This is a genomic window from Devosia sp. P2_G7, assembly GCF_056403495.1.
The window spans coordinates 1-24,622 of the sequence record NZ_JBFUFI010000001.1 but is presented as its reverse complement, the minus strand read 5'-3'; the positions used below and the strand labels follow the sequence as shown (position 1 = coordinate 24,622).

Below are 24,622 nucleotides of genomic sequence, written 5' to 3'. Positions count from 1 at the left end.
TCCCCTCGTGTCGCCCGTTCCGGCGGATGTTCAGGCGGTCCGCATGTCCTCAAGGTAGGCGCGGACCGTGGCTGGGTCGACGTTCTTTTCGATGAAGGCCTGGCCGATGCCGCGGGTGAGGATGAAGGTCAGCGCCCCGCGCACCACCTTCTTGTCCTGCGCAATGGCGTTCATCAGGTAGTCGGTGTCGGGCAGGTCGCCCGGAATATCGGCGAGGCGGGTCGGCAGGCCCGCAGCAGTCAGGTGCTGGGCGATGCGGCCGGTATCCTGGCTGGGCGAGAGGCCGAGTTTCGCCGAGAAGCCGTGCGCCAGCACCATGCCGATGGCAACACCCTCACCATGCAGCAGCCGGTCGGAATAGCCGGTGGCCGATTCGAGCGCGTGGCCGAAGGTATGGCCGAGATTGAGCAGGGCGCGGACGCCGGTTTCCTTCTCGTCGGCGAGAACGAAGCGGGTCTTCGACGCGCAGCAGCGCGCTACCATCTCGCCGCGCAGCGCCGCGTTGCCGGCGAAGATCTCGCGGCGATTGTCCTCGAGCCAGAAATAGAACGGCTCGTCGTCGATCAGCCCGTACTTCACCACCTCGGCATAGCCGGCGGCGAACTGGCGTGGCGGCAGGGTGTCGAGCGCGTCGAGATCGGCCAGCACCAGTTTTGGCTGGTGAAACGCACCGATGAGGTTCTTGCCGTGCGGCGAGTTGATGCCGGTCTTGCCGCCGACGGACGAATCCACCTGCGCCAGCAGCGAGGTCGGGATCTGGACGAAATCCATGCCGCGCCGGGCTATCGCCGCGGCGAAGCCGGCGAGATCGCCGATCACCCCGCCGCCGAGCGCCAGGATCAGGTCGCCGCGTTCCAGCCGGGCCGCGAGAATGCCTTCGACCACTTCGCCCAGCCGTGCGAACGACTTGGTGGCTTCGCCATTCGGCAGCACGATCGTCGCATAGCTAACGCCGGCCGCGTCGAGTGAGGCGGTGAGTCGCGGCAACTGTGCCATGGCGACTTCGGTGTCGGTGACGATGCCGAAGCGACGGCCGGGGAACTTGGCCTTCAGCACCACGCCGGCGCTGTCGATCAAGCCGCTGCCGATCAGGATGTCGTAGGCACGCTCGCCCAGCGGCACGTGCACGGTGGTCGGCTCAGCCATCGGACTTCTCATTGCTCAAATGGTCCAGCAGGGCGTCGATAACTTCGCTTGCCACCTGGTCCTGCGGCACGTCGCGCGAGACGATGGTGACATCGGCCTCGGCGTAGATGGGGTAGCGCGCCTCGATCAGCTTCTGCAGCGTTTCGCGCGGGTTGGCGGTCTTCAGCAGCGGCCGGTTGGAGCGCCGCGAGACGCGCTGGAACAACAGCTCGAAATCCGCCTTGATCCACACCGAAATCGCCGAAGCCTTCACCAGGCTGCGGGTCTCGGCATTGACGAAGGCGCCGCCGCCGGTGCCGAGCACGATATTCTCGTCCTTCAGCAGCCGGGCGATCACCTTGACCTCGCCGGCGCGGAAATCGGCTTCGCCATGGGCGCGGAAAATGTCCTCGATGGTCATGCCGGCGGCCTTCTCCACCTCTTCGTCGCTGTCGACGAAGTGGCGGCCGAGGCGTGCGGCAAGGCGGCGGCCGACCGTGGTCTTGCCGGCGCCCATCATGCCGATGAGGACGATCGGGCGGTGCCCGAGGAGCCGCAGCAGATCCTCGCGCCGGTCGTCGCGTGTGGTCGTGCCGTCGCGTGACATCGCATTTCCTCGCTCGGCGGGTTTGAACCGTTAGGGCGGCATAAAGTCAATGCCCGCTATGGTTCGCCCGCCATGGTTAGCGCACCCTTGATCGCGTCCAGCAAACAAGGGAGACTGGCCTTTGCGTGACAAAAGCGGATTGCCATGCCGACTCTCATTCGTCTGATCGTTATCCTGCTGGTCCTGGTCGGGCTTGGCTACGGGGCCATGTTCGCGCTCGTCGCGATCGTGCAGCCACGCGACAAGGACGTGACCATCCGGATTCCCGCGCGCGACCTGATGCCCTCGGCGCAGCGCGACCCGCTGGTACGCCGCGAGATCAATACCACCCGCACGCCCGAAGCGCCCGCCGCCGAGCCGGCGCCGGCCGTGGAGACGCCGGCCGCAGTGCCGGCAGCCGAAGCTCCCGCCGGTGATGGCGAAGTGGTGACGCGGCAACAGGGCGTCGAATGAGCGGCGCTCATCTGGTCGAAGCGTTCCTCGAGATGATGAGCGCCGAGCGCGGCGCTGCCAAGAACACCATAGATGCCTATCGTCGCGACCTCGGTGACTATTGCGGCTTCCTCGGCCGCCGCGGCACCGGCCCCACCGCCGCCGGCCGCGAGCAGGTGACGCAATACCTCGCCTTTCTTGAAGCCGAGGGCATCGCCGCCTCATCGAGCGCGCGAAAACTCTCAGCCATCCGCCAATTCCACAAGTTCCTCGCCGCAGATGCAGTGCGAACTGACGATCCTACCCGAATCATTGCGTCGCCCAAGGCACGGCGCGGTCTGCCCAAGGTGCTCTCGATCGCCGAGATCGATCGGTTGCTGACCGTCGCTGAGGCGGATGTCGAAGCTCCCGAGGCCAGCGACGCGGCGCGCGCCATGTCCGCGCGGCTCTATCTGCTGCTCGAACTGCTCTATGCCACCGGCATGCGCGTGTCGGAACTGGTCGAACTGAAGCGTGCTGCGGTGATGCGCGATGCGAGCTTCCTCACCGTGCGGGGCAAGGGCGGCAAGGAGCGGATCGTGCCGCTGACCGACCGCGCGCGTGACGCGGTGAAGGCCTATCTTGCGCGGCTCGAGCCCGGCATCTGGCTGTTTCCGGCCGGGGGCGAGAGCGGCCATCTGAGCCGGCAGGTGTTCGCCCGCGAGCTCAAGGGCCTCGCCGCTCGTGCCGGCATCGCGGTGGCGCGGGTATCACCGCACGTGCTGCGCCATGCCTTTGCCAGCCACTTGCTGGCGGGCGGCGCTGATCTGAGGGTGGTGCAGACGCTGCTCGGGCACTCCGACATCTCGACCACGCAGATCTACACCCACGTGCTCGACGAGAAGCTGAAATCGCTGGTCGAAGCCCATCACCCGCTGGCCGAGCAAGGCTAGCCGCGCTTCTCTCCGGTCATTCCGTCCAGCCGGAGCAGCAGGTCATCGAGGGCGCGCAGTACATCGCTCATCAGCATCGGTGGTTTTGGCGCGGGCGCCGGTGGCGGGTCCTGCCAGAGCGACCTGACCTCGGCCAGCCGCTCCTTGCGCCGGCGGCGCGCCGCCTTGGCTTCGGCGAGGGTGCGGCGCGTGGCCTGGTCGGCGGCATCGAGGGTGAACAGTTGTTCGCAGCTGGGACACCAGGCCGATCCGCCTGGGCGTACGAGCTTGGCGTTCTCGAGGAAGTGGCCGCTGCAACGGGGGCAACCGACGCTCACCAAGGCATAGGTGGTCATGGTCGAATAAGGTATCCGGTCGTTCGCCCTAGCGTTGTCATGAAAGCGTCATGCATTGGTTAATGCGGCGTGACGAAGCGGTGGAACGAGGGGCCCGCGCTTCACCAAGTCCGGGCTCCGCGCTTGACTCAGCGGGCCGGCATCGCCACTTTCCGGCCACTTTGGGGCGCGAGTTGACGCCCTTTCCCCTCCTTGAGCATTTGCCGTTTCGACGAAACGGCAAATGCTTCGGGTACTTACTTTGGTCGCGCTTTCGAGCCGGAAAAGTCTACAGCTTTTCCTGAAAGCGCTTAGCTGGCGGGTTGGATGCAGTCCTATCTCGATTTCGAAAAGCCGGTGGCCGATCTTGAAGGCAAGATCGCCGAGCTCAAGTCCCTCGCCACGGCCGACCAGGCGGTGTCCATCGACGAAGAGGTGACCCGGCTTTCCGCCAGGGCCGACGAGGCGCTGGTCGATATCTACAAGAAGCTGACCCCGTGGCAGAAGACGCAGGTGGCGCGCCATCCGCAGCGCCCGCACTTCTCGGACTACGTCAAGACGCTGATCAGCGAGTGGACGCCGCTCGCCGGCGACCGCAAGTTCGCCGAGGACCCGGCGCTGCAGGCCGGCTTCGGGCGCTTCAACGGCCAGCCGGTCGCCATTCTCGGGCAGGAGAAGGGCTCCAACACCGAGGGCCGGCTGAAGCACAATTTCGGCATGGCGCGGCCCGAGGGCTACCGCAAGGCCGTCCGCATCATGGACATGGCCGATCGCTTCGATATCCCGGTGATCTCGTTCGTCGACACCGCCGGGGCCTATCCCGGCATCGGCGCCGAGGAACGCGGCCAGGCCGAGGCGATTGCCCGCTCCACCGAGCGCTGCCTCGAACTGGGCGTGCCCAACCTCGCGATCATCATTGGTGAAGGCGGTTCGGGCGGTGCCATCGCGATTGCCACCGCCAACCGGGTGCTGATGCTCGAAAACGCCATCTACTCGGTGATCTCGCCCGAGCCGGGCGCGGCGATCCTGTTCCGCGATGCGGCGCGGGCTCCCGACATGGCGGCGGCGCAGAAGATCACGGCTCCCGATCTCCTGTCACTCGGCGTGATCGACGGCATCATCACCGAGCCGGCCGGCGGCGCGCACCGCCATCACGCAGAGGTGATGGCCTCGACCGCACGCGCCATCGGCACGTTCCTCACCGACTTCCCGGGTAACCGGGGCAGGCTGGAGGTGCGGGAACACAGGCGTGACAAATTCCTCGCCATCGGCACCAATTTGAGTTGATCGACGCCCCAACCAAGGGCATGAAGCCAATAGTAAACGGGCTGTTAACCATGCCGGCTTACCACATGGTAACCGTCCGCTCGTAACCCGTTCCTTCGGGCAGACAAGCATTTCGGGTAGCTGACTTTGGGCAGAACGCTCCGTTCCATCCTCTTTCTTGGCGCAGCACTCGGCGTGGCGGCGTTGCTTGCCGGCTGCGGCGGGCTGAAGCCGGGCAACGCCAAGGCGATGGCGCCGCTGAAGCAGGAAACCGTCAGCCGGCTCGCGGGGCTCGGGTCCTCGCCGGCCGCGCCGATGATGATCCGCATCTTCAAGCAAACCTCGGAGCTCGAGGTCTGGAAGCAGACCGGCAGCGGCGCGTTCAAGCTGTTCAAGACCTACCAGATCTGTGCCTGGTCGGGCGATCTCGGCCCCAAGGTCAAGGAAGGCGACCGTCAGTCGCCCGAGGGCTTCTATACGATCACGCCGGGCCTGATGAACCCGAACTCCAACTACTACCTGGCGTTCAACACCGGCTTTCCCAACAAGTTCGACCGCGCCTATGGGCGCACCGGCTCGGACCTGATGGTGCATGGCGATTGCTCGTCGCGCGGCTGCTACTCGATGACCGATGAGTCGATCGCCGAGATCTATGCCCTGGCGCGCGAGACCTTCAAAGGCGGCAACGCCTCGTTCCAGCTGCAGATCTTCCCGTTCCGGATGACGGCGACCAATCTCGCCAAGCATGCCGACAGCCCGAACATGAGCTTCTGGAAAGACATCAAGGAAGGCTACGACCGGTTCGAGATTTCGAAATCGCCGGTATCCTGGGACGTCTGCAACAAGGAATACGTCTTCGACGTGCCCGGTGGCGCGTCGCTCGACGCGCTCGCGGCGTGCCCCGTGACCGTCGCGCAGAACGTTCCGGACTCGGTCAAGTCCAAGATGGCGGCCGACGACGCTGCGATGCAGCAGGAAGTCGCCTCGCTTGCCGACAAGGCCGCCAAGACGGCTGCCGATGCACAGAAGGCCGCCGAGGCGGAAGCTGCGGCAAAGGCGCGCGGCGAGGCGATCGGCGGCTTCATCGGCGGGCTGTTCGGTGGCGGCGACGTTGCCGGCGTCATCGACCCCAGCAAGGTGCCGCCGATTCCACTGCCGCGCCTGCACCGCGCCTAGCAGCATCTTGCGATGCGGTCCCGGCGCCCCCATCTCGGCATGGTCGTTGCGATCGGGGTGTTCCTCGTGGCGGCCATCCTCGTGGGGCGTTTCGTCCTCAGCGAACGAACGGGAGTTCGAGACATCGTCACCGAGCGCGTCTACGACCGCACCCAGTTCCTCGCCGAACTCAAGACCGCCGGGTTCGCGCTCGGCGACGCCGCGCATGTCCGCATCTACAAGCGCGAGCACAAGCTCGAACTCTGGATGAAAGCCGCCAACGGACGCTTCGCGCTGTTCCGCGACTACGACATCTGCAAGTTCTCCGGTGATCTCGGCCCCAAGCTCATGGAAGGCGACAAGCAGTCGCCCGAGGGCTTCTATCGCGTGGCCAAGAGCCAGCTAAACCCCAATTCACGGCACCACCTCAGCTTCAATCTCGGCTTTCCCAACGCCTTCGATCGCCAGCTTGGCCGCACCGGCTCGGCGCTGATGGTGCATGGCGGCTGCTCGTCGGTCGGCTGCTACGCCATTACCGATGCCAGCGTCGATGAGGTCTACGCCGTGGTCGAGGCAGCCTTGGCCAAGGGGCAGGAGGCCGTCGACGTGCATGTCTTCCCCTTCCGGATGACCGCCACGGCGCTCGCTGCCGAAGGCGGCAATACCTGGGCGCCGTTCTGGCGCAACCTCAAGGCCGGCTACGATCTGTTCGAGGCGTCGAACCTGCCACCCAAGGTTGGCGCCTGCCGGGGCGAATACCGCTTCGGCGAAGACGCGGAGGGGCCGGAATGCGCCGTTATCGCCGCCTGGTCCTGATCGACCGGCTGATCCCGTTCCTCGCCGCCATTGTCGGGCTGGTGGCGCTCGCCGGCGCCGTCGCCGTGCAGCTCAATACCGATGCCAAGACCAAGGCGATCGGCGACGCTGTAGCAGAGCTGCGGACGTCGGTGGACGCGCTCGGCCAGCGCGCCGAAGCCGCGGCCACACCCGCAGACGACGGCACTGCCGCGGCGCTGCTGGCGCTGCAGGACCGGATGGTGAAGCTCGAGGGCGAGTGGTCCACCCAGCAGGCGGCCGTGACTGCCGCCGCCCAGGCCGCTCCCGCCTCGCTGGCTCCGGGCGCAACCGTGCTGACGGAGACGGCGGCGGCCGATCCCAACCTGCCCACCACCGACTGCATTCCGCTCGGCACTCGCTTCATGGTGACGCCCGGCGAGACCTATCCGATCTGCCAGTCGAAAGCGGTGATCCGCACCGGCCTGATCACCGCCGATACCGTCTCGATCGACGGGATCGGACAGATCGTCGAGACCGGCTTCGGCGCCATCGCCGGCACGAGCTGTACCGTCATGGTGTTCTCCGCCGACGAAGCCGGCTTTGCCGAGATGCGGGTCACCTGCACCTGAGATTCAGCAAGATTGCAGATGCGCCGCTCCTGACGACGGGCTAGAGCTAGCGGCGGGCGTCCGCCCGAGCCCCCGCCACGAGCCGATCTTGTCCTCACCCGCCGCCGCCCGCGTCCCGCAATCTGCCTCGCTCAAGGGCATGGCTCTCGGGCTCGCCGCGTACTCCCTGTTTGCCGTGCACGATACGCTGGTCAAGGGCGTCATCCACGACCTGCCGGTGACCCAGATCCTGTTCGTGCGCAGCGTCATCATCACGATCATCTGCCTCATCGTCGGCCGCCGGCAGCTGGTCATCGGGCTGGTCAGATCGCCGAACAAGCCGATGCTGCTGCTGCGCGCCGTGCTCACTTTGGCGGCGTGGTGCATGTACTATCCCGCCGGGCGCCAGCTGCAACTGGCCGAGATGACGACGCTCTACTACGTCGCGCCGGTGATCACGGTCGTCCTTGCGGTGATCTTCCTCAAGGAGCAGCTGACCCTTGCGAGGGTCGGCGCCTCGGCGATCGGGTTTTTCGGCGTCGTCATCGCCGCCAACCCGGCAGGGCTCAGCATTGGCGTGCCGGCGTTGATGGCGCTGGGCGCGGCGTTTCTCTGGGCCGTGGCGATGATCCTGATGCGCACCATCTCGAAATCCGAGAGTTCGCTGGTCCTCGTGTTCTCGATCAACGTGTTCTACGTGGTGGTTCTCGGCGCCATTTCGCTGCCGTTCTGGGTGGCCATGGATGCCAGCGAGATCGCCGTGGTCGTGGCGACAGGCTTTATCGGCGCCGCCGCCCAGTATGCGCTGATCGATGCGGCCCGCGCGGTGCCAGCCAGCGTGCTCGGCACCGTCGAGTACAGCGCGCTCTGCTGGAGCTTCATCTTCGGCTTCCTGTTCTATCAGGAGCAGCCGGCGCCGGTGGTGTTCGTGGGCGCCGGGCTGGTCATTGCCGCGGGACTGGTGCTCGCCTGGAGCGAGCGTCGCCCCAGGCGTCGGGTGGTGGATGCGCCTTAGACGACAGGCGCCGCAAGTTCGAGGCTCTGGGTCATGCCGGTATCGATGAACTGCTTGAGGCTTCCCTTGATCAGCGAAGTCCAGGCGTCCGAGCAGGTGTCGTAGCACTCGACGGCCGGCTTCAGGCCGACATGGGTGAAGATCACCTCCGTCTTGTCGCCCTTCCTGCCGATGTCGAAGATGATGGTGGTGCCGACCCACTCGGTCTTGTCTTCGACGAAGCTGAGCGTGCCTTCCACCACCTGCCAGGCGACTCGCTTATTCGGCACCATCTCGGTCACGACCTGCTTGGAGTAGTGGAAGTCCTTGTAGCGATAGCTGAAAACGTCGCCGATCTTGCTGGTGCCGCCCTCGAACTCGCCGCTCCACCAGGCGCGCGGGTCGTTGATGGCGGCGAAGGCCGCTTCGGGGCTCTGGTCGACGGTGAATGAGGTGGTGAAGCTTGGTTCAGACATGGCGTGGTCTCCTTGGTTGGGAAGCTTGGGCTCGTCGGCAGTGAGCTCAGCGCCGACATTGGGCTGGCCGGTGCCAGAGGTGATGAGGTTCTTGAGGCTGCCGCGGATGTAGGTGCCCCAGGCGTCGTGGCAGACGTCGTAGCACTCGTGGTCGGGCTGCAGCCCGATGTGGGTGAAGGTCAGCCGGGCGCCTTCGCCGACCGCCTCGATGTCGAAGTCGATGGTGGTATCAACCCACTCGGTCTTGTCGGCGATGAAGCTGAAGTGGTTGTCCAGCACTCGCCAGGCGACGTGCTTGCCCGGCACCGACTCGATCACCTTGAGGGTGCAGCGGTGGAGATCGCGGGCGTGGTAGTACCAGACGTCGCCGAGGGCGGTGGTCTTGCCCTCCACATCGTCAGACCACCAGCCGCGCACGTTGTTGATGGCGGCAAAGACAGCCTCGGGGCTCTCTTTGACGGTGATCGAGGTGGTGTAGTTCTTATCGGTCATTATCGTTCTCCTTGGGATTGGGTGAGGCGGCTGCGTCAGCTGGCGTTGCGCTGGCGGACCCTGGCCCACAGCCGGCGGGCATCGCCGTCGAGGGCGTCCTCGACATCGCTACGCTCTAGGCCGATATCGGTGAGCTGGACCGTATCGAGGCTGGCGAGCTTGAGGATGGTCCGGCGGCGGGCCTGCCACGTGGCGAGGCGAACCGTCAGTTTGATCAGGCCGCCGGTGACGCTCGATTGGCGGGACTTGTCGGCTGCGATTTCATAGAGTTCGAGGGTGGTCATGGCTGATCTCCGTCGTTCCGTTGTCTGTGAGCGGAACCTAGGCGCGGGCCAGTCGGGGGTGAGAGTGACAAGTGTGACGGGATTTGAATGGACTCGCTGATCACCGCCGCGGCGCGGGCGCTCGGGGCCGGCGATCCGCTCGGGGCGCTGAAGCGCGTGGCGCTGCGCGACGATGCCCCGGCACTGGCGCTGCGTGGCATCGCCATGGCGCAACTGGGTGATCTCGAGCGGGCCAAGGCGCTGCTCAAGGCGGCTGGCAAGGCGTTCCATGCACGCGAGGCGGTGGCGCGGGCGCGCTGCGTGGTGGCCGAGGCGGAGATCGCCCTGGTGTCGCGCGACCTGTCCTGGCAGCCCAGGGCACTGGAGACCGCCCGCGCGGCGCTCGAGGCCCAGGGCGACAGGGTGAACGCGGCCCACGCCGCCAACCTCGCGGCACGCCGGTCGTTGTTGATCGGGCAGGTGGACGAGGCGGAGCGGACGCTGGCGCAGCTCGATCTCGACCGGCTGCCGCCGGCGACTGTCGCGGTGCATCAGCTGGTGAGCGCAGGCATCGCGGTGCGGCGGGTGCAGACCGGGCCGGCGCGGGTGGCGTTCGACCGGGCGCTGGCGGCGGCGCAGCAGGCCGGCATTCACTCGCTGGTCGCTGAGATAGAGGCCGACGCACGGGTGCTCGACGGGCCGGCGGCGCGGCTGATCGCGGGTGGCGGCGAGCGATCGCTGACGCTGGCCGGCGTCGAACAGGTGCTGTCCTCCGGTGCACTGGTGGTCGATGCGACGCGCAACGTGGTGCGGCAGACGGGGACGATCATCCACCTGGCGACGCGTCCGATCCTGTTTGCGCTGCTGCGCACCTTGGCCGAGACCTGGCCGACGGATGTGTCGCGAGCCCGGCTGGTCGCCGAGACGTTTCGCGGCAAGGAGGCCGATGAGTCGCATCGTGCGCGGCTGCGGGTCGAGATGGGGCGGCTACGCGCCGAGCTCACGGACATCGCTGAGATCAACGCCACCATGGGCGGCTTCGCGCTGGCGCCGCTCGCGGCCACTGAAGTCGTCGTGCTGGCGCCGCCGGTGGAGGATCAGCACGCGGGCGTGCTGGCCCTGCTGGCCGACGGCGAGGCGTGGGCCAGCTCCGCTCTTGCTATCGCGCTCGGCACCAGCCCGCGCACCGTGCAACGGGCGCTCGAGCAACTGGCGGAGGCGGGCAAGGTGCAGTCGTTCGGTCGCGGCCGGGCGCTGCGCTGGATCACCCCGCCGGTGCCGGGTTTCCCGACGGCATTGTTACTCCCGGGCCCGCTGCCGGGCGACTAGATGGTTGCGTCGGAAGCAATTCAACGAGAGGCTAGTCCGATGAAGCATGCGCATGCCGAGATTGTTCGCGAGTACGGTCCGTTCCCCGGTGTCGACTCGGTGGCCGGGGTCACCTTCGACGGCACCAATGTGTGGTTCGCCTCGGGCGACCGGATCAACGCCTTCGATCCTGAGAGCGGCGAGCCGGTGCGGACGATCGAGGTTGCGGCGCATGCCGGCACGACCTTCGATGGTGAGCACCTCTATCAGCTGGCCGAGGACGTAATCCAGAAGATCGACCCGCGCAGCGGACGCGTCGTCAAGACCATTCCCTCGCCGGGTGGTGGCTCGGGCCTCGCCTGGGCGGAGGGTTCGCTGTGGGTCGGGCAGTATCGCGGCAAGCAGATCCTGCAGGTCGATCCCGAGACCGGCGCAGTGCTCAGGACCATCAATTCCAATCGCTTCGTCACCGGCGTGACCTGGGCGGACGGCGACCTCTGGCACGCCACGCTCGAGGATGGCCAAAGCGAGCTGCGGCGCGTCGATCCGCACTCGGGCGAAGTGCTGGAACAGCTCGACATGCCGCCCGGAGCCGGTGTCTCTGGCCTCGAATCCGACGGCGGCGACCGGTTCTTCTGTGGCGGCAACAATATCGGCAAGGTGCGGGCGGTCCGCCGTCCGAAGCGCGAACCCGCTACCGCCTGACGTTTCCCGCGAAAGGAAATCGGCCGGTCCCGCGAGGAACCGGCCGATTGATTATTCAGTCCTGCGACAGCGTCAGAACGCGCCGTGGCAGTGCTTGAACTTCTTGCCCGAGCCGCAGGGGCAGGGGGCATTGCGCGACACGCCGACCAGCAGCTTGGGGTCGATCGGCTTCAGTGCCGGGTCGGCCTCGATCACATCGGCGCCGGCAGCGGCGCCAGCCGCGGCGAAGGCGGCAAGGCTGGGTGCCGGCCCGAGGGCGCGGGGCATGGTGCCGGTGAAGTCGCTCTCGGCATCGTTCTCGCCGGTGGTCGGGTCGATATGGATCTCATCGAGACCGTCGAAATTCGGCAGCGGCGGCGTCGGCTGACGCATCTGGATTTCGACGTGGCTGAGCTGCGTCGTCACCAGTTCGCGGAGGCTGGTGAGCAACTGCTCGAACAGTTCGAACGCCTCGCGCTTGTATTCGTTCAGCGGGTCTCGCTGGGCGAGGCCGCGCCAGCCGACCACCTTGCTGAGGTGATCGAGTGTAACGAGGTGCTCGCGCCACAAACCATCGATCGACTGCAGGAGGATCGACTTTTCCACCTGGCGCATGATGTCGGGCGAATAGCGGGCGACCTTGGCAGCGGCGAATTCGTCGGCGGCCTTGATGATGCGCTCGCGCACGTCCTCGACGTCGATGCCTTCCTCATGCGTCCAGCTCTCAACCGGCAGGTCGACGTTGAGGTAGGTCTTGCCGGCAGCTTCGAGCTGCTCGATTTTCCACTGCTCGGGGTACGAGCGGTCGGGGATGGCCTTGGCGATGATGTCGTCCACCACCTGGTGGCGCATCTCGGCGACCGTCTCGGCGACGTCCTCGCTGTCCATCAGCTCGAGACGTTCGGTAAAGATCGCCTTGCGCTGATCGTTCATCACGTCGTCGTACTTCAGGATGTTTTTGCGGATGTCGAAGTTGCGGGCTTCGACGCGGGCCTGGGCACGCTCGATGGCCTTGGTGACCCACGGATGGGTGATCGACTCGCCTTGCTCCAGACCGAGCTTGCCCAGCATCGAGTCCATCGACTCCACCGGGAAGATACGCATCAGATCGTCCTGCAGGCTCAGGAAGAACTTCGAATGGCCCGGGTCGCCCTGGCGGCCGGCACGGCCGCGCAGCTGGTTGTCGATGCGGCGGCTTTCGTGCCGCTCGGTGCCGACGATGTAGAGGCCGCCGGCGGCCAGCACCTTGGCCTTGTCCACGGCGATGGTGCGCTTGATCTCTTCGATCGCCGCTTCGCGCTCGGCGCCTTCGAGGCCCTGGGTCTCGCGCTCGATGCGCATCTCGAGGTTGCCGCCGAGCTGGATGTCGGTACCGCGGCCGGCCATGTTGGTGGCGATGGTCACCGCACCTGAAACACCGGCGTCCGCGACGATCTGGGCTTCCTGCTCGTGGTGACGGGCATTCAGCACCGCGATGTCCTTGATCCCCTTCTGGCGCAGCAGTTCGGCCAGCATCTCAGATTTCTCGATAGAGGTGGTGCCCACGAGGATCGGCTGGCCACGCGTGCGGGCATCGACGATCAGGTTGGCGATCTCGTCGAACTTCTCGGCGGCGGTACGGAAGATCGCGTCGTCTTCGTCCTCGCGCCGGACCGGCACGTTGGTCGGAATCGAGGTCACGGTCAGGCCGTAGATGTCGCCGAATTCCTCGGCCTCGGTCGCCGCCGTACCGGTCATGCCGGCCAGCTTCTTGTAGAGGCGGAAGTAGTTCTGGAAGGTGATCGAGGCGAGCGTCTGGTTCTCGGCCTGGATCTTGACGTGCTCCTTGGCCTCCAGCGCCTGGTGCAGGCCTTCCGAATAGCGGCGGCCCGGCATCATGCGGCCGGTGAACTCGTCGATGATCACCACTTCGTCGTTGCGGACGATGTAGTCCTTCTCGCGCTGGAACATCTTGTGAGCGCGCAACGCCGAGTTGAGGTGGTGCACAAGCGCCACGTTCTCGATGTCGTAGAGGTTCTCACCCTTGAGCTGGCCGTTCTCGATCAGGGCCGCCTCGAGCTTTTCGATGCCCTGGTCGGTGAAGGTGGCAGAGCGCTGCTTCTCGTCTATCTCGTAGTCGCCCTCGCCGAGGACCGGAATCAAGAGGTCCGCCATCTCGTAGAGCGAGGAGCGGTCGGCGGAAGGGCCGGAAATAATCAGCGGGGTGCGCGCTTCGTCGATGAGGATCGAGTCCACTTCGTCGACGATGGCGTATTCGTGGCCGCGCTGCACCATCTGGTCGCGGCTGTATTTCATGTTGTCGCGCAGGTAGTCGAAGCCGAACTCGTTATTGGTGCCGTAGGTGATATCGGCAGCGTAGGAGGCCTTGCGCTCGGCGTCGTCGAGACCGTGGACGATGATGCCCGTGGTGAGCCCGAGGAAGCGATAGATCTGACCCATCCAGGCCAGATCGCGGCGCACCAGGTAGTCGTTGACGGTGACGAGGTGCACGCCCTTGCCGGGCAGGGCATTGAGATAAACCGCCAGCGTCGCCACTAGGGTCTTGCCTTCACCGGTCTTCATCTCGGCGATCGAGCGGTTGTTCAGCACCATGCCGCCGATCAGCTGCACGTCGAAGTGGCGCATGCCGAGCACGCGTTTCGACGCCTCGCGTACCGTGGCGAAGGCCGGCTCCAGGATATCGTCCAGGGTCTTGCCCTCGGCCAGCAGGGCCCGGAATTCAACGGTCTTGGCCTTCAGCTCGTCGTCAGTGAGCTTTTCGAACTCAGGCTCCAGCGCGTTGATCGCGGCGACCCGGGGCAGGTACTTCTTCACCTGCCGATCATTGGCCGAACCGAAGATCGCCTTGGCGAGCGCAGCGAGCACCATTCTATGTCCTTTGATTTCTTGTCCGGGGCGGCCTTTGGCCGAACCATGTTCCCGGCAGGGCGGCGGGTCCTCACCCGTCAACACTCTTTGAAGTGGTGCGACATGTAAGAGCGGGTGTTTTGCTTGTCAACGGAACGCAAATGGGCGAAACCTCCCCCGCCGCGGGCCGGGGGCTCTGCGCCATACGAGGAGAATTCCCAATGAACGACCACGCCCCGCGGGGTTTCCATAAAGTTCTGAAGACCCTGGCCGGCACTTTGTTGCTGGGAACGGCTCTCAGTCTTGCCCCCGTCGCCGCATTCGCGCAGGACGCCGCAGCCCCCGCCGCCGCCGCTCCGGCCGCCCCCGCGGCCACCCCGGAAACCGTCGTCGCCACCGTTGGCGACCTGACGATTACCGAGGCGGACCTTACCTTTGCCGCCGAGGATCTGCAGCAGGAGCTGCAGCAGGTGCCGCCCGAAGAGCGCCGCGCCTTCCTCGTCACCGTGCTGATTGACATGAAAGTGATGGCCAAGGCGGCAAAAGAAGCCGGCATGGCCGATACCGACCTGTTCAAGCGCCGCATGGCCTACCTCGAGGATCGCTCGCTGCGCCGCGACTATTTCACCCAGAAGGTCGCCGCTTCGGTCACCGAGGACTCGATCAAGGCGGCCTACGACCTGTTCGTGAAGGACTTCAAGCCGGTCGAGGAAGTGCACGCGCGCCACATCCTCGTTGCCACCGAGGAAGAGGCAAAGGCCATCAAGGCCGAACTCGACGGCGGCAAGCCGTTCGAAGTGCTGGCCATGGAAAAGACCACCGACCCGTCGGGCAAGCAGAACGGCGGCGACCTGGGCTTCTTTTCCAAGGGCATGATGGTCCCCGAGTTCGAGGCAGTGGCGTTTACGCTCGAGCCGGGCAAGATTTCCGACCCGGTGCAGAGCCAGTTCGGCTGGCACATCATCAAGGTCGAGGAAAAGCGCATGAGCTCGCCGCCGCCGATCGAGCAGGTGCAGCAGCAGCTCGGCCAGCAGGTGATGTTCAAGGCGTTCGACGAGTCCGTCGCAGCGCTTAAGAAGGACCTGAAGATCGACATTCCGGATGCCGCGCTCGCCGAAGGCGTCAAGAAGCAGTCGGCGCCTCAGGCCGAAGGCGAAGCCGGCACCGCGCCGTAAGGCCTCCCTGCACCGCAACGTCATTGAGAACCCCGGCCCTGGCCGGGGTTTTCTTATGCGACGAGGCCGCGGACCAGGATGGAGGTGACCTTGTCTATGATGTCGGACTGGTTCGCGAGCCGGTCGGTCAGCAGCAGCTTCCAGGCATAGGCCGACATCAGGTCGGAAGCCGCCAGGCTGTCGGCATCGGCGCGCATCTCGCCGCGCGCCTTGGCACGCTCGAATATCGAGGCGGTGTGTAGGGTTCGCTCGACCGAATAGGCCTGCAGCGCCTCGGCCGCCTTGGCGTCCGCCTGGGCTTCGGCAATCAGCGAGCGGTATACCCCGCCGGTGTTGCCGGACCAGAAGCGCACCAGTTCGGTCAAGAAGGTGCGGATATCGCCTTCGAGCGTCCCCGTGTCCGGGTCTGGCATGCGTGAGCTTTTGAGCCGGGTGTAGACGTCGAGCAGCAAGTGCGCCTTCGATGGCCACCAGCGATAGATCGTGGGCTTGCCGGCGCGGGCCCGCCGCGCCACTGCCTCGATCGAGAAGCCAGCGTAGCCGGACTCGCAGAAAATCTCTTCGGCCGCCGCAAGGATCGCCTCATGGCTATCCGGGTTGCGGGCGGCGCCGATGGACTTTCTTGGCTGGCTGTCGGTGGTGGACATGTCTCTCACTGGTGCCCTGTGGGCGATGCATGGCTGGGATACACCAAATAGCGACGTGCATCCACTTGAACGTTACGTACCGTTTCGTTATGTAACGAGCCGTACCGTTTATATGGGATATCGAAATGACCGTTCAATCCACCGCCGCCAGCGCAGTCGCTTCCACCAAGCCCGCGGGTCCGACGCTCGCCATGCGGACCCGGCTGGCACTGCTCACGCTCGTCGCCGTCTATCCGGTGATCACCGGGCTCATCTACCTCGTCGCACCGTTCACCGAAGGCTGGCCCGTGTGGGAGCGCAACTTCATCGTCGCGCCACTGATGGTGATCGCGATGGTCTACTTCATCATTCCGACGATCCAGACGCGTTTCGGCCGCTTTATTGCGACCGGCAAGCGCTGAACCGATCGAACTGATTGCGACTTGCTTCAGATCGAGGCTTGAGGCAAACGGATGGGCCTATTGACGCCGTATAGGACGCAACATGGCCCATCCCGTCTCTCCCCTCGCGCCCAAGACTTACCCGGAACTGCCGGATGTCGCCGGAGTTCGGTTCGCGACGGCCGAAGCCGGGATCAAATACAAGAATCGTACAGACGTTCTGCTCGTCGCCATGGACGAAGGAACTGTTGTTGCCGGTGTCCTCACCCGTTCGAAGTGCCCCTCGGCCGCCGTCGACTGGTGCCGGCAGAACCTCGGGGGCGGCAAAGCCCGCGCGCTGCTGGTCAATTCGGGCAACGCCAACGCCTTCACCGGCCAGAAGGGCCGCGCTTCGGTAGCGCTGTCGGCTGAGATCGTCTCCAACGCCCTGGGCGTCGCCCCGGCTGAAATCTTCCTCGCCTCCACCGGGGTGATCGGCGAGCCGCTCGATGCGCAGAAGTTCGCCGGCGTCACCTCCGACATGGCGATGCGCCTTGCGCCGGGGCCGTGGATGGATGCCGCCAAGGCAATCATGACCACCGACACCTTTGCCAAGGTGGCCACCGCCACCGTCGAGTTCGACGGCGTGCCAGTTGTGATTTCCGGAATCGCCAAGGGCTCGGGCATGATCGCCCCCGACATGGCGACCATGCTGAGCTTCGTGTTCACTGACGCACCGATTGCCGCCGACGTGCTGCAGGGCCTGCTGCAGCCGGCGATCGACACCAGCTTCAACTCAGTGACTGTCGACAGCGACACCTCGACTTCCGATACCTGCCTCGTCTTCGCCACCGGCAAGGCCGACATCGCGCCGATCTCTTCCGCCACCGATCCCCGTGCGGAGGTGTTCGCCGAGGCGCTGGCCGACGTGCTGCACGAACTCGCGATTGACGTGGTGCGCGACGGCGAGGGCGCTACCAAGATGGTCACCGTCACCGTCGAGGGTGCCAGCAGCGACAAGAGCGCGTTCCGCATCGCCCAGTCGATCGCCAACTCGCCGCTGGTCAAGACCGCAATTGCCGGCGAGGACGCCAACTGGGGCCGCATCGTCATGGCGGTGGGCAAGGCCGGCGAGCCGGCGGATCGCGACAAACTCGAGATCAGCTTCGGCGATATCCGCGTCGCCACCCAGGGCGAGCGCGACCCCGCCTACAATGAAGCCGCGACCAGCGCCTACATGAAGAACGAGGATATCGAGGTGCGCGTCGGCCTCGGCCTCGGCGCTGGAACGGCGACCGTTTACACCTGCGACCTGACGCACGGCTACATCACTATCAACGGCGATTACAGGTCCTGATGGTCCCGCTCAGCGTCAGTCAGATCGAGGGCGCGACCCTCACGGCATGGCCGGCCCTCAAGCAGGCGCAGGATGGGCTGTGGCAGTGGCGCTATGCACGCGGCTATACCAAGCGCGCCAACTCCATCCATTGCCTCGATCTGAGCGATGGCGGCTATGCGGAACTGCGGCTGATGCGGCTCGCCGAGCTGTCGAAGCGCCACCGCATCCCGCCGGTGTTTCGCGTCACCCCGCTCACCGCGCCCGAGATCGTCGAGGTCCTGGATGGGCTGCTGTGGGAGGAGTTCGAGCCGAGCCTCGTGATGGCGATGGAGATGCCGGACGAGGATTTCCCGCTCGATTTCCATGCCCGCTATTTCGAGCCGACCGATCCTGAATGGATCAAGGCTCAGTCGCATATGTCCGGCTACGACCAGTCAACCATGGACGCGCTGACCGCCATTCTTGGCGGCATCGCCTGCGAGGCCAAGGGCGTCCTCGTCTATCACAAGGCGGGCTTGCCGGTGGCGGCGGCATTGTCAGCGGTTGCCAGCGGCATCGGCATCTATCTCAACGTCGTCACCCATCCGAGCGCCCGCGGCATGGGCTATGGCCGGGCGGTGATGGGCGCGGCGCTCAATTGGGTGCGCTCGATGGGGGCCACCCACTCGGCCATCCAGGTGCTGGCCAACAATGCGCCGGCGCTGAACCTCTACGGCTCGCTCGGCTTCGGCGAAGTCTACCAGTACATCTACCGGCGTGCGCCCGATTGGGGTCGCGGGTGAGGATCCAGCTGGTCGTCGCCTGCGCGCTGATCGATGCCGATCGGCGGGTGCTGATCGCGCAGAGACCACAAGGCAAGCAATTGGCGGGCCTGTGGGAATTCCCCGGCGGCAAGCTCGAGGAAGGCGAAAGTCCTGAAGCGGCGCTGATCCGGGAACTGGAAGAAGAACTCGGTATTTCCACCCAGAGCGCGTGCCTTGCTCCGTTAAGCTTTGCATCCCACTCTTACGAAAACTTTCATCTTCTGATGCCACTTTACGTCTGCCGGAAGTGGCAGGGCGTCCCTGAAGCTCGCGAGCATGCCGCCCTGAAATGGGTGCGCCCGCAGGCTCTGCGTGACTTTCCCATGCCGCCGGCCGATGAACCGCTGATCGCGCCGCTCTGCGATCTGCTCTGAGGGTGGTGATGACGGGTCTTTGTGCACAGGTCAGGTGCTTTGTCAGTGACGAGAGCGGGGCCACCGCTATCGAATACGGACTGATCGCCGGCCTCGTCGCCGTGGGTATGCTGATCGCGTTGACACTGACGGGCGGCAGCGTGAGCACGCTGTTCGACTATGTCTCCAGCCGCTCGGGTGAGCAACTCGACAACATCGAAGGTCTCTAGCTCTTTCCCAACACGTCCTTGAGTCGCACCGTGGCGCTGCCCGGGCGCAGCGGCTTCTGCTGGCTTTCGTGCGGGGCCCAGCCGCTCAGCCAGATGATCTCCAGCGTCGCCCGCACCCGGCCATCGGGATCCCCCGCAAGTTCTGCATAAGCTGCCGAGGCCGCGGCCAGCAACGACTTCGTCGCCATTCGCCCGGGCCGATCGGCCAACGGGTTCTGCGCGCCCATCCCCTTCAGCTCCCGCATCAATCGCAGCGCATCGGCATATCGCACCGGGTAGGTCTCGAGATCAGTCACCGGCAGCGCATAGCCCGAACGCTGCAGCAGCCCGCCGGCATCGGCCAGCGGGATGAACGGCGCGACCCGGGCAAAAGCGCCACCCGAAGCCTCAGCATCGGCGCGCAGGAATGCCTGCCGCAGCTCGGTCAGGCTGTCGCCCCCGAGCGCGGCGGCGATCATCAGCCCGTCGGGCCGCAAATGCGCGCGGATGCGGGCGAGGAAGCCCGGTACGTCGTTCGTCACCTGCAGGTCGAACAGCGAGACGATCAGGTCGTAGTCCTCGCGCGGCAGCAGCAGAGCCTCGGGGTCGACCAGCGGTGCGTCGTCAGAGCCAAGCACCGTCGAGACCCGCTCGAAGGCGAACGCGCCGCTGGCCGAGCGTCCCATCAGCGGCAACCGCGAGCCATCCGGCGCCATGATCAGCGCCTGCTCGAAATCGCGCGATACCGTAATCAGCCGCGACGCCAGGTCGTCGAGCGCCAGCTGGGTGACGAAATCATCGGGCTCGGCCGGACGCCGCCCCAGGTGTTCGGCGATCAGCGTGCGGTCGAAAACCTTCGGGGGCAGGGCCATAGTCAATGCGCGCTCGGTCTCATAAGCTCGTGGGCGTTATGGAATTGGGGCTGGGCAAAGTCAAAGCGGGATCGGCTGCTATGGTGCGGCTGGGAGGCGCTTTGCTCGATCTGGTCTATCCGCCGACCTGCCTCGATTGCGGTGCGCCGACCGCCGTGCATTCCGCCCTCTGTCCCCGGTGCTTTGCAAAGCTTCGGCCGATTTCAGCCCCCTATTGCCCGGTATTAGGCCTGCCATTCGAGGTCTCGCTTGGCCCCGACGCGCGTTCCGCCGAAGCCATCGCCGACCCGCCGCCCTTCGACCGGGCCCGCTCGGCGGTGCTCTACAACGAGGTCGCCCGCGCCATCGTCAGCCGCCTCAAATACGGCGACCGGCCGGAACTCGCCGGGTTCTGCGCCCGGCTGATGGCGCCGGCAGGCTCCGAATTCTGGGCTGAACAGCCGGTGCTCGTGCCGGTGCCGCTCCATCGCTGGCGGCAGTTCGAGCGGCGCTACAACCAGTCCACCGAGCTGGCCCGCGCCCTCGGCCGGCTCACCGGATTGCCCGTCGATACCGGCCTCGTCGCCCGCACCCGCCGCACCCGCCAGCAGGTCGGGCTCTCCGCCGATGCGCGTCAGCGCAATGTCGCCGGCGCCTTCACCGCGCACCCGGAGGCGTTGCGCCGGCTCAAGGGGCGCGGCGTGGTGCTGGTCGACGACGTCATCACCACTGGCTCAACGGTCAAGGCGATCACCCGCGTGCTCAAGCGGGCCGGGTTGATCAAAATCGATGTGATCTCGTTCGCACGCGTTGTGACAGGCGCCGAACTCCCCATATAGAACTCAACAAATCCCAGCGCTTCTGTAGGTGAGATGAAAAAGGTAGAAATTTATACGACCCAATGGTGCCCCTATTGCCACGCCGCCAAGTCGCTGCTGGACGAAAAGGGCGTCGAATATGAGGAGGTCGATGCCGACGATCCCGACACCCGCATGGCGATGGTGCAGCGGGCGCACGGCCGGCGTACCGTGCCACAGATCTTCGTGGGCGAGACGCATGTCGGCGGCTATGATGACATGGCGGCGCTCGATCGTGGCGGCCAGCTCGATCCGCTGCTCGCCAGCTAGGACGTGAAGATGCGCGCCGCCGCCCTGCAGATGACTTCGGGCACCCAGCCGGGTCCCAATCTCGATCAGCTCGAGCAGCTGGCTGCCGAGGCTGCCGGGCAGGGCGCGACCTATCTGCTATCGCCGGAGGTAACGGTAGTGTTCGCCGAGAATCGGGATGGGCTGAAGTCCGTCGCCGGTCTGTGGGAGAACAACCCGGCCATCGCCCGCGCCAGCGGTATCGCGAAGAAGCTCGGGGTGAGTCTGCACCTCGGCTCGCTCGCCGTGGCGCTGCCAGACGGGCGCTTCGCCAATCGGTCGGTGCTGTTCCGGCCTGATGGTTCGATCGCTGCGACCTATGACAAAATCCACCTGTTCGACGCGACGCTTCCCGGCCTGAAGCAGTACCGCGAGAGCGAGACCTATGCCGGTGGCGATGCCGCCGTCGTCACCGATGGGCCGGGCTTCAACCTTGGCATGACCATCTGCTACGACGTGCGCTTCCCGGCGCTGCATCGCGCCTTGGCGGAAGCCGGGGCGCAGGTGATCTCTGTGCCCGCCGCCTTCACCGTCCCCACCGGCGAAGCGCACTGGGAAGTGCTGCTTCGCGCCCGCGCCATCGAAACCGGCTCGTGGGTGATCGCCGCCGCGCAGGCCGGCAAGCACGAAAATGGCCGCTCCACCTGGGGCCACTCGATGATCATCGACCCCTGGGGCAAGATCGTCGCCGAGCTCGGTGGCGATGGTCCGGGCATCGCGATTGCCGACATCGATCTATCAGCAGTGGATGAAGCGCGCGGGCGCGTCCCGGCGCTTGCCAATGCCCGTCCGTTTTCGCTAACCCTCGGCGCTTCGGGCCCGACGGTATTCGCCCGAGAGGACGTATCCGCGTGATCAGTTATTCGCTCGTCTGTGACAGATCCCACAAGTTCGACGCCTGGTTCAAAAGCGCCGAAGCCTACGATGAGCAGGCCGGGCGCGGCATTGTCACCTGTCCGATCTGCAATTCCGTGCGGGTTGAAAAGGCGCTGATGGCGCCGGCGGTGTCGCGGATGAACTCCGACAAGGTGTCGCTGTCGAGCGGCCATCCGCAGCAGGCCGAGATTCGCGAGATGCTGCGCGTGATGCGCAAGAAGGTCACTAGCGAGGCCGACTATGTCGGCGACAAGTTCGCCGAGGAAGCCCGCAAGATCCACTTCAAGGAAGCCGACCCGCGCGGCATCTACGGCGAAGCGACGCGCGACGAGGTGGCCGAACTGATCGACGACGGCGTCGATTTCCTGCCGCTGCCACATGTGCCGGACGAGGCGAACTAGCGGGCCAGGTACTCGCGCGCCAGCGAGCGGGCGCGGTGGAGCCGCGCCTTGACCGTCTCGCGCGTCGCATCCAGACGGGCGCCGATCTCGTCGATGGTCAGTTCCTCCAGGTCGCGCAGGATGAGAACCTCCCGATAGTGCGCCGGCAGCGACTGGATGGCTGCAGCCAGGTCGAGCCGCAGTTCGTGATCCGGCCGCACGGCGAAGTCGACATGGTTCTCGATGACCTCCAACGGCGCGCTGCGGCCGAAGCCACGCCGGGCAAGCCTGATGCATTCATGCCGCACCACTGCAAACAGCCAGCCCGAGAAGGCCGAGATGACACGCAGGCTGCCGATGCGGCGGTGCAGCAGACAAAGCGCATCCTGGACGGCGTCGTCGACATCAGCGGTTTGGCAGGCGGCGCGGGCGTAGCGGCGGATGTCCGGCTGGGCCGCCGCGAGCAGCGACGTGATCGCGGCGGCGTCGCCGTTCCTGGCGGAAGCGATGAGGTCCCTTGGCGGCATCAGGTCTTGTCGACGGGCTTTCGGCCGATCATGGCGCAGGCCGGGCAATAGCCGAACATGCCTGTCAGCGCCAGATAGAGACCCGTAGCGGCGACGGCATATCCCGACCAACCGGTCAGATAGAGCAGCCCGCCTCCGATCATCACCGTCCCGGCAATCAGACGGACGAGTTGCTCCCAGGCCCAGACATTCTTGCGATAGAACATGCGTCACTCCTTGCTGCATCGCAGAACAAGAGGGCCGGCAATGGCAGAACGGTGCGCGTGATCGCAGGTTTATTTCGCTGAACGGCGCCTGACTCGCGCCGTTCAGTCACGGTTCAAGGCCTCGGACGCAGATTTGCCTCCAGAGACGGCGCCCAAGGCGCTGCCGAAGGAGGATAGAATGCACCATTCGACCCTGACCCCGGCGACCACCACAACCGGCGGCGCTATCCGCGCCGTGATGAGTGACGCCGCGTCGGCCGCCCTCAAGGCACTGAAGCCGTTCGACTTCGCGGTGGAAGACGCATTGGACCGCACCTATGGCGCCGGCCGCTGGTTCCTCTACTGGGACGAAGACCTGTCGGGTCATCCGATCCGCGGCACCATCACGCTGGCCTACGGTCGCGACACTCTGGTGGTCGGCTGATCAACCGTGATCAGGCTGCAGGCTTTGCCGCCAGCACCATGTAGTTGACCCCGAGGTCGCGGCTCTGTCGCCACTCGTCGGCCAGCGGATGGAACACCACGCCGGTCTTGTCGATGACCTTCAGGCCATTGCGGGCGCAGAGCGCTGAGATCTCGTCCGGCGTCAGGAACTTCCGGAAATCGTGGGTGCCCTTGGGCAGCCAGCCCAGAACCCGCTCCGCCCCGATGATCGCAAGCGCATAGGCGCGCGGCGTCCGGTTGATGGTGGCGGTGAACAGCAGGCCGCCCGGCTTCACCAGGCTGGCACAGCTCTTCATGTAGAGCGGCACGTTGTCCACGTGCTCCACCACTTCCATGTTCAGCACCACATCGAACCGCTCCCCCGAAGCGTCCAGCGCTTCGGCCGTGGTAGCGCGATAGTCGATATCGAGCCCAGACTGCTTGGCATGCAGTTCGGCGATGCGGATGTTCTTCTCGCCGGCATCGACGCCGACCATTGTCGCGCCCAGCCGGGCCAGCGGCTCACTCAGCAGCCCGCCACCACAGCCGATATCGAGGATGCGTACGCCCTCGAGCGGTCGGCGCACCGTGCTGTCCTTGCCGAACTGCGCGATCACCTTGTCGCGCACATAACCCAGCCGCACCGGGTTGAACTTGTGCAGCGGTTTGAACTTGCCCTTCGGATCCCACCACTCATCCGCCATGGCGGCGAACTTGGCGATCTCGTCGGGATTGATGGTGGTGTCGGTCATGGGGAGGTTATCGGTCCGCGCCGTTGTGGAAACAAGAGGTGCGGGCGTCGCAGTAGCTGCGGAGCCACAATGCCGAGGCGGCACAAGGCGTTGCGAGAATCTTGCGCCGATCTATCCCCCCACTCCCCACCTATGCGATTCTCCCGCTCATCCGCTGCACCGAAGCGAGATCATGACGAGTGGTTGGTGCGGGGGAGACCGGGTGGGCTGCGGGTCGCTGCAGTTCAGGCGGAAACCATCACGGCAAGGACCGGTTCGCCGGTCAAGCCGCTATCACGCGAGGGTCGCTCGATGCGG

At 65.7% G+C, this 24,622-nt stretch carries 31 protein-coding genes; 20 read left to right on the top strand and 11 right to left on the bottom strand.

Annotated elements, in window-relative coordinates:
- Positions 1-30: 30 nt before the first annotated feature.
- Positions 31-1,146, bottom strand: a complete 1,116-nt coding sequence (gene aroB / locus AC1DWU_RS00155) for a 3-dehydroquinate synthase (RefSeq protein ID WP_477147927.1) — start codon at positions 1,144-1,146, stop codon at positions 31-33.
- Positions 1,139-1,732 (bottom strand): shikimate kinase, encoded by a 594-nt coding sequence (locus AC1DWU_RS00150; RefSeq protein WP_477147926.1) that lies wholly within the window; start codon positions 1,730-1,732, stop codon positions 1,139-1,141. The genes aroB and AC1DWU_RS00150 overlap by 8 nt, the downstream gene beginning before the upstream one ends.
- Positions 1,733-1,876: 144 nt before the next feature.
- Here AC1DWU_RS00150 and AC1DWU_RS00145 point away from each other — a divergent pair, with 144 nt between their 5' ends.
- On the top strand, positions 1,877-2,185 hold the full coding sequence (locus AC1DWU_RS00145; RefSeq protein ID WP_477147925.1) for a hypothetical protein: 309 nt from the start codon (positions 1,877-1,879) through the stop codon (positions 2,183-2,185).
- The gene (locus AC1DWU_RS00140; protein WP_477147924.1) at positions 2,182-3,096 is read left to right on the top strand and encodes a site-specific tyrosine recombinase XerD; all 915 of its coding nucleotides are present in this window, start codon (positions 2,182-2,184) and stop codon (positions 3,094-3,096) included. The genes AC1DWU_RS00145 and AC1DWU_RS00140 overlap by 4 nt, the downstream gene beginning before the upstream one ends.
- On the opposite strand, the gene AC1DWU_RS00135 is transcribed toward AC1DWU_RS00140, so the two are convergent.
- Positions 3,093-3,431 carry a hypothetical protein gene (locus tag AC1DWU_RS00135; RefSeq protein WP_477147923.1) on the bottom strand — a complete coding sequence of 113 codons (339 nt, stop codon included), beginning with the start codon at positions 3,429-3,431 and terminating at the stop codon, positions 3,093-3,095. The two genes, AC1DWU_RS00140 and AC1DWU_RS00135, sit on opposite strands and share 4 nt — an antisense overlap.
- Before the next feature lie 306 nt (positions 3,432-3,737).
- On the opposite strand from AC1DWU_RS00135, the gene AC1DWU_RS00130 reads away from it, so the two are divergent.
- The 5 genes from AC1DWU_RS00130 (at position 3,738) to AC1DWU_RS00110 (ending at position 8,231) form a co-directional block, all read left to right on the top strand.
- A complete protein-coding gene (locus AC1DWU_RS00130) occupies positions 3,738-4,697 on the top strand; it encodes an acetyl-CoA carboxylase carboxyltransferase subunit alpha (RefSeq protein ID WP_477147922.1) in 960 nt (319 codons plus the stop codon).
- A gap of 126 nt (positions 4,698-4,823) precedes the next feature.
- A complete protein-coding gene (locus AC1DWU_RS00125; RefSeq protein ID WP_477147921.1) occupies positions 4,824-5,852 on the top strand; it encodes a L,D-transpeptidase family protein in 1,029 nt (342 codons plus the stop codon).
- Positions 5,853-5,864: 12 nt separating this feature from the next.
- Positions 5,865-6,647: a L,D-transpeptidase family protein gene (locus AC1DWU_RS00120; protein WP_477147920.1), complete on the top strand. Its 783-nt coding sequence runs from the start codon at positions 5,865-5,867 to the stop codon at positions 6,645-6,647.
- Complete coding sequence (locus tag AC1DWU_RS00115; protein ID WP_477147919.1) at positions 6,620-7,237, top strand: hypothetical protein; 618 nt, start codon at positions 6,620-6,622, stop codon at positions 7,235-7,237. The genes AC1DWU_RS00120 and AC1DWU_RS00115 overlap by 28 nt, the downstream gene beginning before the upstream one ends.
- An 88-nt stretch (positions 7,238-7,325) precedes the next feature.
- The gene (locus tag AC1DWU_RS00110) at positions 7,326-8,231 is read left to right on the top strand and encodes a DMT family transporter (RefSeq protein ID WP_477147918.1); all 906 of its coding nucleotides are present in this window, start codon (positions 7,326-7,328) and stop codon (positions 8,229-8,231) included.
- Here AC1DWU_RS00110 and AC1DWU_RS00105 read toward each other — a convergent pair.
- Together AC1DWU_RS00105 and AC1DWU_RS00100 are read right to left on the bottom strand one after the other, a co-directional pair.
- On the bottom strand, positions 8,228-9,178 hold the full coding sequence (locus tag AC1DWU_RS00105) for an SRPBCC family protein (protein WP_477147917.1): 951 nt from the start codon (positions 9,176-9,178) through the stop codon (positions 8,228-8,230). The two genes, AC1DWU_RS00110 and AC1DWU_RS00105, sit on opposite strands and share 4 nt — an antisense overlap.
- Before the next feature lie 35 nt (positions 9,179-9,213).
- Complete coding sequence (locus tag AC1DWU_RS00100; RefSeq protein WP_477147916.1) at positions 9,214-9,462, bottom strand: DUF1127 domain-containing protein; 249 nt, start codon at positions 9,460-9,462, stop codon at positions 9,214-9,216.
- 87 nt (positions 9,463-9,549) lie between these two features.
- On the opposite strand from AC1DWU_RS00100, the gene AC1DWU_RS00095 reads away from it, so the two are divergent.
- Positions 9,550-10,770, top strand: a complete 1,221-nt coding sequence (locus AC1DWU_RS00095) for a helix-turn-helix domain-containing protein (RefSeq protein WP_477147915.1) — start codon at positions 9,550-9,552, stop codon at positions 10,768-10,770.
- A 39-nt stretch (positions 10,771-10,809) separates the two neighbouring features.
- Positions 10,810-11,454 (top strand): Vgb family protein, encoded by a 645-nt coding sequence (locus AC1DWU_RS00090; protein WP_477147914.1) that lies wholly within the window; start codon positions 10,810-10,812, stop codon positions 11,452-11,454.
- Positions 11,455-11,526: 72 nt separating this feature from the next.
- On the opposite strand, the gene secA is transcribed toward AC1DWU_RS00090, so the two are convergent.
- Positions 11,527-14,301, bottom strand: coding sequence for a preprotein translocase subunit SecA (secA, locus tag AC1DWU_RS00085; RefSeq protein ID WP_477147913.1), 2,775 nt, complete (start codon positions 14,299-14,301; stop codon positions 11,527-11,529).
- Positions 14,302-14,501: 200 nt separating this feature from the next.
- Here secA and AC1DWU_RS00080 point away from each other — a divergent pair, with 200 nt between their 5' ends.
- The gene (locus AC1DWU_RS00080; protein WP_477147912.1) at positions 14,502-15,455 is read left to right on the top strand and encodes a peptidylprolyl isomerase; all 954 of its coding nucleotides are present in this window, start codon (positions 14,502-14,504) and stop codon (positions 15,453-15,455) included.
- 53 nt (positions 15,456-15,508) lie between these two features.
- Here AC1DWU_RS00080 and AC1DWU_RS00075 read toward each other — a convergent pair whose 3' ends face one another.
- The gene (locus tag AC1DWU_RS00075; protein ID WP_477147911.1) at positions 15,509-16,102 is read right to left on the bottom strand and encodes a TetR/AcrR family transcriptional regulator; all 594 of its coding nucleotides are present in this window, start codon (positions 16,100-16,102) and stop codon (positions 15,509-15,511) included.
- Positions 16,103-16,227: 125 nt separating this feature from the next.
- On the opposite strand from AC1DWU_RS00075, the gene AC1DWU_RS00070 reads away from it, so the two are divergent.
- The 5 genes from AC1DWU_RS00070 (at position 16,228) to AC1DWU_RS00050 (ending at position 19,186) form a co-directional block, all read left to right on the top strand.
- The gene (locus tag AC1DWU_RS00070) at positions 16,228-16,503 is read left to right on the top strand and encodes a hypothetical protein (RefSeq protein ID WP_477147910.1); all 276 of its coding nucleotides are present in this window, start codon (positions 16,228-16,230) and stop codon (positions 16,501-16,503) included.
- Between the two features lie 82 nt (positions 16,504-16,585).
- Positions 16,586-17,818, top strand: coding sequence for a bifunctional glutamate N-acetyltransferase/amino-acid acetyltransferase ArgJ (gene argJ, locus AC1DWU_RS00065; protein WP_477147909.1), 1,233 nt, complete (start codon positions 16,586-16,588; stop codon positions 17,816-17,818).
- Positions 17,818-18,582: a GNAT family N-acetyltransferase gene (locus tag AC1DWU_RS00060; protein WP_477147908.1), complete on the top strand. Its 765-nt coding sequence runs from the start codon at positions 17,818-17,820 to the stop codon at positions 18,580-18,582. The genes argJ and AC1DWU_RS00060 overlap by 1 nt, the downstream gene beginning before the upstream one ends.
- Positions 18,579-18,977 carry a (deoxy)nucleoside triphosphate pyrophosphohydrolase gene (locus tag AC1DWU_RS00055; protein WP_477147907.1) on the top strand — a complete coding sequence of 133 codons (399 nt, stop codon included), beginning with the start codon at positions 18,579-18,581 and terminating at the stop codon, positions 18,975-18,977. The genes AC1DWU_RS00060 and AC1DWU_RS00055 overlap by 4 nt, the downstream gene beginning before the upstream one ends.
- Before the next feature lie 8 nt (positions 18,978-18,985).
- Entirely contained in the window at positions 18,986-19,186 is a 201-nt protein-coding gene (locus AC1DWU_RS00050) for a Flp family type IVb pilin (protein WP_477147906.1), read from the top strand.
- Here AC1DWU_RS00050 and AC1DWU_RS00045 read toward each other — a convergent pair.
- Positions 19,183-20,037 (bottom strand): malonyl-ACP O-methyltransferase BioC, encoded by an 855-nt coding sequence (locus AC1DWU_RS00045; RefSeq protein WP_477147905.1) that lies wholly within the window; start codon positions 20,035-20,037, stop codon positions 19,183-19,185. The two genes, AC1DWU_RS00050 and AC1DWU_RS00045, sit on opposite strands and share 4 nt — an antisense overlap.
- 80 nt (positions 20,038-20,117) lie before the next feature.
- Between AC1DWU_RS00045 and AC1DWU_RS00040 the strand changes: the two genes are divergently transcribed.
- Genes AC1DWU_RS00040 through AC1DWU_RS00025 form a run of 4 tightly spaced genes read left to right on the top strand, consistent with a single transcriptional unit; the run spans position 20,118 to position 22,438 of the window.
- Positions 20,118-20,855, top strand: a complete 738-nt coding sequence (locus AC1DWU_RS00040; RefSeq protein ID WP_477147904.1) for a ComF family protein — start codon at positions 20,118-20,120, stop codon at positions 20,853-20,855.
- A gap of 33 nt (positions 20,856-20,888) precedes the next feature.
- Complete coding sequence (grxC, locus tag AC1DWU_RS00035) at positions 20,889-21,143, top strand: glutaredoxin 3 (protein ID WP_477147903.1); 255 nt, start codon at positions 20,889-20,891, stop codon at positions 21,141-21,143.
- A 9-nt stretch (positions 21,144-21,152) separates the two neighbouring features.
- The gene (locus AC1DWU_RS00030) at positions 21,153-22,016 is read left to right on the top strand and encodes a carbon-nitrogen hydrolase family protein (RefSeq protein WP_477147902.1); all 864 of its coding nucleotides are present in this window, start codon (positions 21,153-21,155) and stop codon (positions 22,014-22,016) included.
- Positions 22,013-22,438, top strand: coding sequence for a DUF1178 family protein (locus AC1DWU_RS00025; protein WP_477147901.1), 426 nt, complete (start codon positions 22,013-22,015; stop codon positions 22,436-22,438). Before AC1DWU_RS00030 ends, AC1DWU_RS00025 begins: the two co-directional genes overlap by 4 nt.
- Here AC1DWU_RS00025 and AC1DWU_RS00020 read toward each other — a convergent pair.
- A complete protein-coding gene (locus tag AC1DWU_RS00020; RefSeq protein WP_477147900.1) occupies positions 22,435-22,944 on the bottom strand; it encodes an RNA polymerase sigma factor in 510 nt (169 codons plus the stop codon). The two genes, AC1DWU_RS00025 and AC1DWU_RS00020, sit on opposite strands and share 4 nt — an antisense overlap.
- Positions 22,944-23,150, bottom strand: a complete 207-nt coding sequence (locus AC1DWU_RS00015) for a YgaP family membrane protein (RefSeq protein WP_477147899.1) — start codon at positions 23,148-23,150, stop codon at positions 22,944-22,946. Before AC1DWU_RS00015 ends, AC1DWU_RS00020 begins: the two co-directional genes overlap by 1 nt.
- Before the next feature lie 178 nt (positions 23,151-23,328).
- On the opposite strand from AC1DWU_RS00015, the gene AC1DWU_RS00010 reads away from it, so the two are divergent.
- The gene (locus AC1DWU_RS00010) at positions 23,329-23,574 is read left to right on the top strand and encodes a hypothetical protein (protein ID WP_477147898.1); all 246 of its coding nucleotides are present in this window, start codon (positions 23,329-23,331) and stop codon (positions 23,572-23,574) included.
- A gap of 10 nt (positions 23,575-23,584) precedes the next feature.
- On the opposite strand, the gene ubiG is transcribed toward AC1DWU_RS00010, so the two are convergent.
- Positions 23,585-24,325: a bifunctional 2-polyprenyl-6-hydroxyphenol methylase/3-demethylubiquinol 3-O-methyltransferase UbiG gene (gene ubiG / locus AC1DWU_RS00005; RefSeq protein ID WP_477147897.1), complete on the bottom strand. Its 741-nt coding sequence runs from the start codon at positions 24,323-24,325 to the stop codon at positions 23,585-23,587.
- Positions 24,326-24,622: the final 297 nt, after the last annotated feature.